The sequence below is a fragment of the Streptomyces sp. NPDC052042 genome (genome assembly GCF_044548345.1).
Taxonomy (GTDB): Bacteria; Actinomycetota; Actinomycetes; order Streptomycetales; family Streptomycetaceae; genus Streptomyces.
Genome location: NZ_JBIUBU010000063.1, coordinates 1 through 7,444 on the forward strand (window position 1 = coordinate 1; position 7,444 = coordinate 7,444).

Consider the following 7,444-nt stretch of genomic DNA (forward strand, 5'->3'; position numbering starts at 1 on the left):
CGCCAACGCCAACCCCACATCGTGCGCGGATACTTCGGCAGCCGCCACGTCCGCTACATCCTCGACGAGTGAACCCAATAAGTTTCTGATCAATATTAATCAGAAACTCATTGCATTCCCCCGTTGAGGATGTAGCGGACGTGCGGGCCGCCGAAGGGCGAGAGAGCGAACACGCCGACGGCTACGCGGCCCGGGACGCGCTCACCCACCCGCAGCTTCGACGCGCCATGACAGCCGGCCAACGTCATGCCCTGACCCGCCTGGTCCGCGCCGCAGGACTCGACGCCGGGACCATAGCGGCACCCCTGCGCAGCGACCTGATGCGGGCCGTGACATCGGCCCAGGACCAGCTGCGCCGCTGCCTTCAGCACGGCGCGGTCACCTCACCCGCCACACCTGCACCCGGCAGACCTGTCAGCGGACTGCCGTAGCGTGGTGCGCATGGCTTTGAGCCCGGATCGCCCCCGGTCAGCTTGATCCCGTCTACGCCCTGGGCCCGCACCGCGCACGCCACGGCGATGAGACGGTCTGGATCCAGGTCGGTACCGGCCTCGGCGGCCACCGCCTCCCCCGGCGGCCGGCAGTAGAAGCAGCTTCTCTCGGACATCGCCGATATTCACGCTGCGCAGCCTGCCGGTAGCCCTTTGTCATCGGCAGTGGCTTCGACGAATCGCGATGTCAGGGTTTGTCGTTGAGGGGACCGAAACCCTGGCACGAGCTTCGCCTGCCACGCGCTGTCCCGAGGCTTGCTCGCAGCGACATGTCTCAATCTGATTCATGCCGCGGCCTTGGCAGCCGGAAGGCCCAGATGAGAGATGGCATTTTCCCGCCATACCAGCAGCTGCGCCCGGACCGACGGCTGACCTCGGACGCGGGGCGGTGCCGACCGTGCCCGGCGACGGAGAACGATCCGATCGAGTCGCGTGCAGGCAGGCGGCCGTCGGCGGGGAGCCCGGCCCTCGCCCGGCGCAAAGCCCGATGAGAACCGCCTTGTATGTCTGTTCAGCCCCGTTACGGATTACGTCACAGGGGCAACCTGCTGAATTCTTCTGTGGGTGCTTTGGGCGCTACGCTGCGCTGGGCCGTGCAGTCAGGACAAGCTCCGAGACCTCCTTGTGCCCCTCGAAAGCAGCGAGCGCCCTCGTGGAGACGGTTTGCAGGCCCAGCGAATGAAGGACAGGTCCAGGTGAGTAGGGAAGCGCCCAAGCGCACGGTCGACGTCGTCGTGCTCACCATGAACGATCGTGACGAGGAGTTCCGCACGGCGATCGCCTCGGTCCTGGCTCAGCAGGACGTGGACCTGCGCGTCGTGATCGTCGGGAACGGCGTGGAACCCGACTATGTACCCGACGGAGTGCAAAGTGTCACTCTTGCCGCAAACGCCGGCATTCCGGAGGGGCGCAACGTCGGAGCGGACGCCCTGGCTGCCCATGGCGCCGAGTTCGTGCTGTTCTTCGACAACGACGCAGTCCTGCCCGACCCGCACACCCTCACTCGACTGATCGCCGAGTTCGACCGGCACCCGCAGGCCGCCTACGTCCAGCCCCGCATCGCCGACCCCGCCACCGGCCAGACGCTGGGCCGGTGGGTTCCCCGACTGCGCTCCGGCGACGCCCGGCGCTCGGGGGTTGTCACCGTCATGGCCGAGGGCATCGTCCTCGTCCGCCGCGCGGACTTTGAGGCGGTGGGCGGCTGGCCCGGGCACTTCTTCCTCTTCCACGAGGGGGTCGATCTGTCGTGGCGGCTGTGGGACCTCGGCCGGGTCGGCTGGTACGCCGGGGACATCGAGGTGCACCACCCGGCGACGAACCCGGCCCGTCACAAGCCGTTCTACCGGATGGTGGCCCGCAACCGGGTGTGGGTCGCGCGTCGCCGTCTGCCGGCTCCGCTCACCCCTGTCTACCTGGCCGCCTGGATCGTGATCAGCATCTGGCGCTTCCGGTCCTCGAGGAATCTCGGGGTGTGGTTCAGGGGATTCACCGAGGGGCTGCGCACGGACGCGGGGGAGCGGCGGGCGATGTCGTGGCGCACGGTGTGGCGGTTGACGCGCGCCGGCCGCCCACCGATTGTCTGACCCGCCCAGGCTCCGTCGGGATCATCAGCCGACGGCGGTGATTCGTTCGCCAAGATCCCGTACGGCCGGCAGGGTCTTGTGCGAGGCCATGGTGGCGACGAGGTCCTGGAGAGGGCCGATGGTGCGTTGCGAGCTGATCTGGTCGGTAAGGTCCAGGGCCTGGTGCGCGGTGCCGCACGCCTGTTCGTGGTGCCCTTGGAGCCACTGCGCGCCGGCCATGCGGGTGAGGTAGAGGGCGTGGGTGCGTACTGCGCCGCCGTCGAAGGCGCGTGCGGCGGCCGCGAAGGTGGCTTCGGCGTCGCCCGGGCGCCCCATGGCCAGCTGGGTGGAGGCTCGTGAGCCCTGGAATTCGGCGAGGTTCATCCAGTACGCCCACTCGGGCTCCCGCTCGTCCGGGCTCTGCTCCGCGCGGTGAAGGTGTCGCTCGGCTTGGTCGAGGTCGGACCAGCAGCGCTCGTCCCCAAGGTGCGAGCGGGCGCGGGCGCGGCGAGCGTGGACGAGTGCTTGCACCCGGGGTGAGGCCTTGCCGCGTACGGCGCTCAGGGCAGCGGTGGCGATCGACTCGGCCTCTGCGGGCCGGTCGCAGTTGTAGGCGGCTGCGGCCCAGAAGGTGAGGATGTGCGCTCCCAGGGCCTGGTCGTCGGCGCTGTGCGCGGAGTGCAGGGCGGACTTGAAGATCCGGTCGTCGCAGGTGCCGTGGATGTCGAAGATGGCCCAGGCGCGCATCCGTTCCAGGTCGGCCGCCGCGGCGTAGAGGCGCCGTCCGTGGTCGAGGGAGTAGCTGCGGTGGGTCAGAAGGTCGGCGACCATGTCGTTGGCCGCTGCGGTCTCGCGGATCAGGGTGCCGCCGCCGTCCTCGTCGTCGGTGCGGCGCAGGGCGCGGACTTGGCGCTCGATGTGGGTGACGGCGGCCTCGCCGATGCGTCGGCCGCTGGTGATCTCGCCCGCGGCTGCTGGGTCGGCGGTGAGCCAGGAGAACAGGCCCGCGGTCAGGGCCGACGAGCCGAAGATGAAGGACCGGCGATGCATGTCACTCCCGACTGAGTCTCTGAGCGCGTCCAGCGCGCCTTGCGGGGTCCACGGGAAGTCGCTGTATTGCTGAAGCGGGTCGAACTCGAGCCACAGGGGCCAGGGGTGGGTGTCGACGAGGTGGGGGTCGATGTCGAACAGCTCGGCCAGCAGCTTCTGCGTCTCCAACTCGGGTTCGCGGCCGTCCTCCCAGCGTAGGACGCCGGACGGTGCGGTTCCCAGGGGGCGTTTGCGCTCGGCGCTCAGTCTGCGCAGTTCGCGGGCGAGATCAGGCCGGTTCATGTTCCGGGCCTGACGTGCGATGACTAACCGGTGGATCTTCCCCACTGTTCCTCCTGCAAGGGCCCCGCACGGGCGGATATTCGGGCGACGCTAGCGGTTCGGCAACCGGGGTGGAAGAGCATCGGGCGGTGCTCCGGTAGTGCTTCTTGCCGCACCCCAACGGCACCGCCGGGGTGTCTTCCACCTGTGGTGGGGCGGCAGCGAGGGTGAGTTCAGCCCGAGGTCGCGGCAGTGGATCTGCCACCGGGCGCCGACGCCCCGGACGGCCACGATGGGAGCACCGCCTTGTCGTTCACCGAGACGCCCCTGGACTTCAGCACCCCGGAGCTGCAAGCTCTGGCCCTGGAGGTCATCCCCGAGCAGCACTTCGAGCTGCGGGCCGAGGACGCCCGCGACAGCTACTTCACCGACACCAGCAAGCTGGATGCCAAGCAGCTGGTCCACGACCGGTTCCGCACCAACCCGCGGGCTCTGCATGACCACTTGATCAACGCTCTGGACCTGCGTGGCACCGAGGAACTGCTGGATCTGGGCTGCGGCAACGGCGAGATCCTGGCCCGGATCCGCCCCTATCTTGCCGCCGGCCACCTCACGGCTTTCGACATCGCCCCCGCTGCCCTGGAGGCCGCCCGGCAGCGGCTGGACGGCGTGGCCACCCCGTGTGAGTTCGTCGAGGGCAGCGCGGATGACCTGAGCGCCTTCGCCATCGACAGCTTCGACCGGGTCATGGCCGTCTACATGGCGCACTACGTCACCGACCTGGACGCCTGCTTCGCCGAGGTACGCCGGGTCCTGCGTCTTGGGGGCCGGTTCGTGCTTGCCACCGACCGCACGGACTCCATGGTCGAGATGTGGAACGTTCATTTCGCCGCGCTGCGCGAAATGAACGCCCCCCAGACGCTGTTCCGCGCCACACCCAAGGCCCGGATCTCCCTGAGCAACGGCGCCGAGCAGCTCGCCCCGCACTTCGCGAACGTCGATCGCGTGGACTGGCAGGACCAGCTGCAGTTCGGCAAGGCCGAGCACTTCATGGCCTTCTACCGCAGCTGCAACCACTGCTGCGCCGGCTCCAAGCCGGGCGAAGGGCTGCCGCCGGCGTTCTTCACCGAGCTCGAACACCGCGTGCACGCCCACGTCCAGGCCGCGATCGAGACCACCGGCTACTTCACCCTGACCAAGTACACCGGCCACTTCATCTGCTCCTGACCCCTCCTCACCACGACCGGGAGACTTCTGTGCCTGCCCCGCTGCACGACGGCCTGACCGGCGCCCGCGTCCTACTCACCGGCGGCGCCGGGTTCATCGGCGCCGCACTGCGCGCCACCCTGACCCGCGTCGGCGCACGCCCGGCCCTGCTGGACGACCTGAGCGCCTACGGGCCCACGACCCTGACCCTGCTGGGCACCGGCCCCACCGACCCGGCACTGACCATCGGCGACATCAACGACGAGCAACTGGTGCGCCGCATGGTCGCCGACGCCGACTACGTCGTCCACGCCGCCGCCCACTCCTCCGTCCACGGCTGCACCACCGACCCCCACAAGGCCGTCCGCTCCAACCTGGCGGGCACCGACACCGTGCTGCGCGCCGTGGCCGCCGCCCCCCACGTACGCCGCTTCGTCCTGCTCTCCACCGCCCAGGTCTACGGCCACGGCGACCCGCACGCCCCCCGCGGCGAGCGGGCCGGCTACTTCACCGAAGACCAGCCGCTCGACCCGCTGAACATCTACGCCAACTCCAAGCTGTGGGCCGAGGGGCACACCCGGCAGATCCTGGACCTCGCCGGACGGGACTACACGATCCTGCGCCCGTTCAGCGTCTACGGGCCCGGACAGGTCCCTAAGCAGGGCGCCGCGTCGTGGGTGGTGGCGCAGTTCACCATGTACGCGGCCCTGGAGCAGCAGCTGCTGCTCAACAACGGCGGCAGGCAGGTCCGCGACTTCATCCACCGCGACGACGTCGCCGACGCCCTGCGGCTCTGCCTCACCGCGCCTGCGGCGGCCGGGCAGACCCTCAACCTCGGCACCGGTACCCAGACCTCCGTCCGACAGGTCGCCGAGCACGTGGCCCGTCACTTCCCCGGCGCTCAGATCGTCGACGCCCCCCGCGTCACCCAGGACCCGCTCGGCGCCTGCGCCGACACCACCCGGATGCGGACCGTCCTGGACTGGCAGCCGGCCATCGGCGTCGCGGCCGGCATCGACGGCTACGTCGACTGGGTGCGCACCACCCCCAACGCGATCCCCGACTGGATGCGCGCCGAGACCAGCACCAGCCGCATTGACGCCTGGAGCGCCCCCGCTCCCCGGTGACCCGCCGTCCCCGTTCCGAAGGAGAGAGCCCCGTGACGAAGCTGCGTACCGCTGTGGTGGGCCTGGGTTGGGCGGGCACCGTCCACGCCCGCACGATGGCCGCTCTGCCCGGCGTCGACCTGGTCGCCGTCAGCGACCTCGACCCCGCCAAGCACACCGCCTTCCCGCACATCCCCCTGTACAGCGACGTGGAGGAAATGCTGCGCCTGGAGCTGGACTACTGCGTCATCGCCACCCCGAGCGCGACCCACGAGCACTACGCCCTGGCCCTCGCTGCGGCCGGCGTGCCCGCGCTGATCGAGAAGCCGCTGGCACCCACCGGCGCTGCGGCCCGCTGCATCCACGACGCCTTCGCCCGCACCGGGACCTTCGCCGCCGTCGGGCACACCGAACGGCACCAGGCGCCGCTGGCCGAACTCGCCCGGCTCCTTCACAGCGGGGACTTCGGCGAGCTGTGGCAGCTGGAGACCCGACGCCAGGGCCCCTACTCCGGCCGCATCCTGGACGTCGGCGTCGCCCTGGACCTGCTGGTCCACGACGTCGACCTGGTCTCCTGGCTCGCCGGGACGCCCATCGAGTCGGTCACCGCCGCCACCCGCACGCTCGCCGGCCCGTACGAGGACACGGCCACCGCCACCACACTCCTGCGCGGCGGGGTCCTCGCCCACCACCACGCCGACTGGATCACCCCGTTCAAGCACCGCCAGGTCCAGGTCCACGCCGCGGCGGGGGTTCTGACCGCCGACACCGTCGCAGGCACCCTCACCCACCACCCCAACACCGCCTCCCCGACCCCAGCGGGGTCCTTCCCCGGCGTCCGAGGTGGCGAGGCACGGCTGATCACGCTGCCCGAGCAGGAGCCCCCGTTCACCGTCGAGCACCGCCTGATGCGCGACGCCCTGCTCGGCGCCGGCCCCCGCGGCCTGGTGACCCTGGCCGAGGGCGCGCACGCCGTGGCCGCGACCGAGGCGCTGCTGACGGCGGCGGGCACCGGACAGGCCACCGCGGTGACCACCCGCGAACTCGCCCTCACCTGACCGCCCACCCCCAGAGGGAAGAGATCCTGTGCCCGCTCAACCCGAGCGCTCACTGCGCGAGTTGGCCGCCGCCCGGACGCTGCCGGACCACCAGAGGATGGACCCCGCCACCCTCGGCTGGATCGCCGCTAACCCGCCCCCGCCGGCCGCTGACACCCCCCGCCTCGCGGCGGACGACATCCCCGTCCTGACCCCCGACCCGGCGTGGTTCACCAGCCCCGAGCAGTCCGAGGGCCTGCACGGCATCAGCCACGGCGCCCGCACCAGTGTCCTCGCCTTCCTCCTCGCCCGCGTCCACAACCTCGACGGGCCGCACACCGCCGCGCTGTGCACCGCGGCCGCCCTCCACGACTGCCGCCGCCACGACGACCGCACCGACCCCGAGCACGGCCGACGCGCGGCCGACTGGTTCACCGAGCACGCCGAGCACGTCCTTGCCGCCCTCGGACAGAACGTCCCCCCGGCCCTGCGCGAAGAGGCGGCCTCGGCAATCGCCGTGCACAACCTGCCCTACGACGCCTTCACCCCCGCCCAGCACACCGCCTACCAGCGGGCCCCGCACCTGACCGACATCCTCAAGGCGGCCGACTGCCTGGACCGCTACCGCCTGCCGCTTAATACTCCAGTGCGGTTTCGTGATCTATTCAGCGGTTTCGTCGGCGGTTCGCCGTCGGTAGTGGCTGTGTCTGGCTGTTGCCTGGTGGCGTCTG

The 7,444-nt window shown here is 70.5% G+C and carries 7 protein-coding genes; 6 read left to right on the forward strand and 1 reads right to left on the reverse strand.

What is annotated here, in order from left to right; translation table 11 throughout:
* Positions 1-140: 140 nt before the first annotated feature.
* Both ACIHCL_RS36625 and ACIHCL_RS36630 read left to right on the forward strand, forming a co-directional pair.
* Positions 141-431: a hypothetical protein gene (locus ACIHCL_RS36625; RefSeq protein ID WP_399868877.1), complete on the forward strand. Its 291-nt coding sequence runs from the start codon at positions 141-143 to the stop codon at positions 429-431.
* A 755-nt stretch (positions 432-1,186) separates the two neighbouring features.
* On the forward strand, positions 1,187-2,074 hold the full coding sequence (locus ACIHCL_RS36630; protein ID WP_399868878.1) for a glycosyltransferase family 2 protein: 888 nt from the start codon (positions 1,187-1,189) through the stop codon (positions 2,072-2,074).
* Between the two features lie 24 nt (positions 2,075-2,098).
* Here ACIHCL_RS36630 and ACIHCL_RS36635 read toward each other — a convergent pair whose 3' ends face one another.
* The gene (locus ACIHCL_RS36635; RefSeq protein WP_399868879.1) at positions 2,099-3,385 is read right to left on the reverse strand and encodes an XRE family transcriptional regulator; all 1,287 of its coding nucleotides are present in this window, start codon (positions 3,383-3,385) and stop codon (positions 2,099-2,101) included.
* A gap of 231 nt (positions 3,386-3,616) precedes the next feature.
* On the opposite strand from ACIHCL_RS36635, the gene ACIHCL_RS36640 reads away from it, so the two are divergent.
* The 4 genes from ACIHCL_RS36640 to ACIHCL_RS36655 all read left to right on the forward strand — a co-directional run.
* Positions 3,617-4,591: a class I SAM-dependent methyltransferase gene (locus ACIHCL_RS36640; protein ID WP_399868880.1), complete on the forward strand. Its 975-nt coding sequence runs from the start codon at positions 3,617-3,619 to the stop codon at positions 4,589-4,591.
* A 29-nt stretch (positions 4,592-4,620) separates the two neighbouring features.
* A complete protein-coding gene (locus ACIHCL_RS36645) occupies positions 4,621-5,697 on the forward strand; it encodes an NAD-dependent epimerase/dehydratase family protein (protein ID WP_399868881.1) in 1,077 nt (358 codons plus the stop codon).
* 32 nt (positions 5,698-5,729) lie between these two features.
* Positions 5,730-6,734 carry a Gfo/Idh/MocA family protein gene (locus tag ACIHCL_RS36650; RefSeq protein WP_399868882.1) on the forward strand — a complete coding sequence of 335 codons (1,005 nt, stop codon included), beginning with the start codon at positions 5,730-5,732 and terminating at the stop codon, positions 6,732-6,734.
* A gap of 28 nt (positions 6,735-6,762) precedes the next feature.
* On the forward strand, positions 6,763-7,444 hold a 682-nt coding region (locus ACIHCL_RS36655; RefSeq protein WP_399868883.1), incomplete at its 3' end, for a hypothetical protein.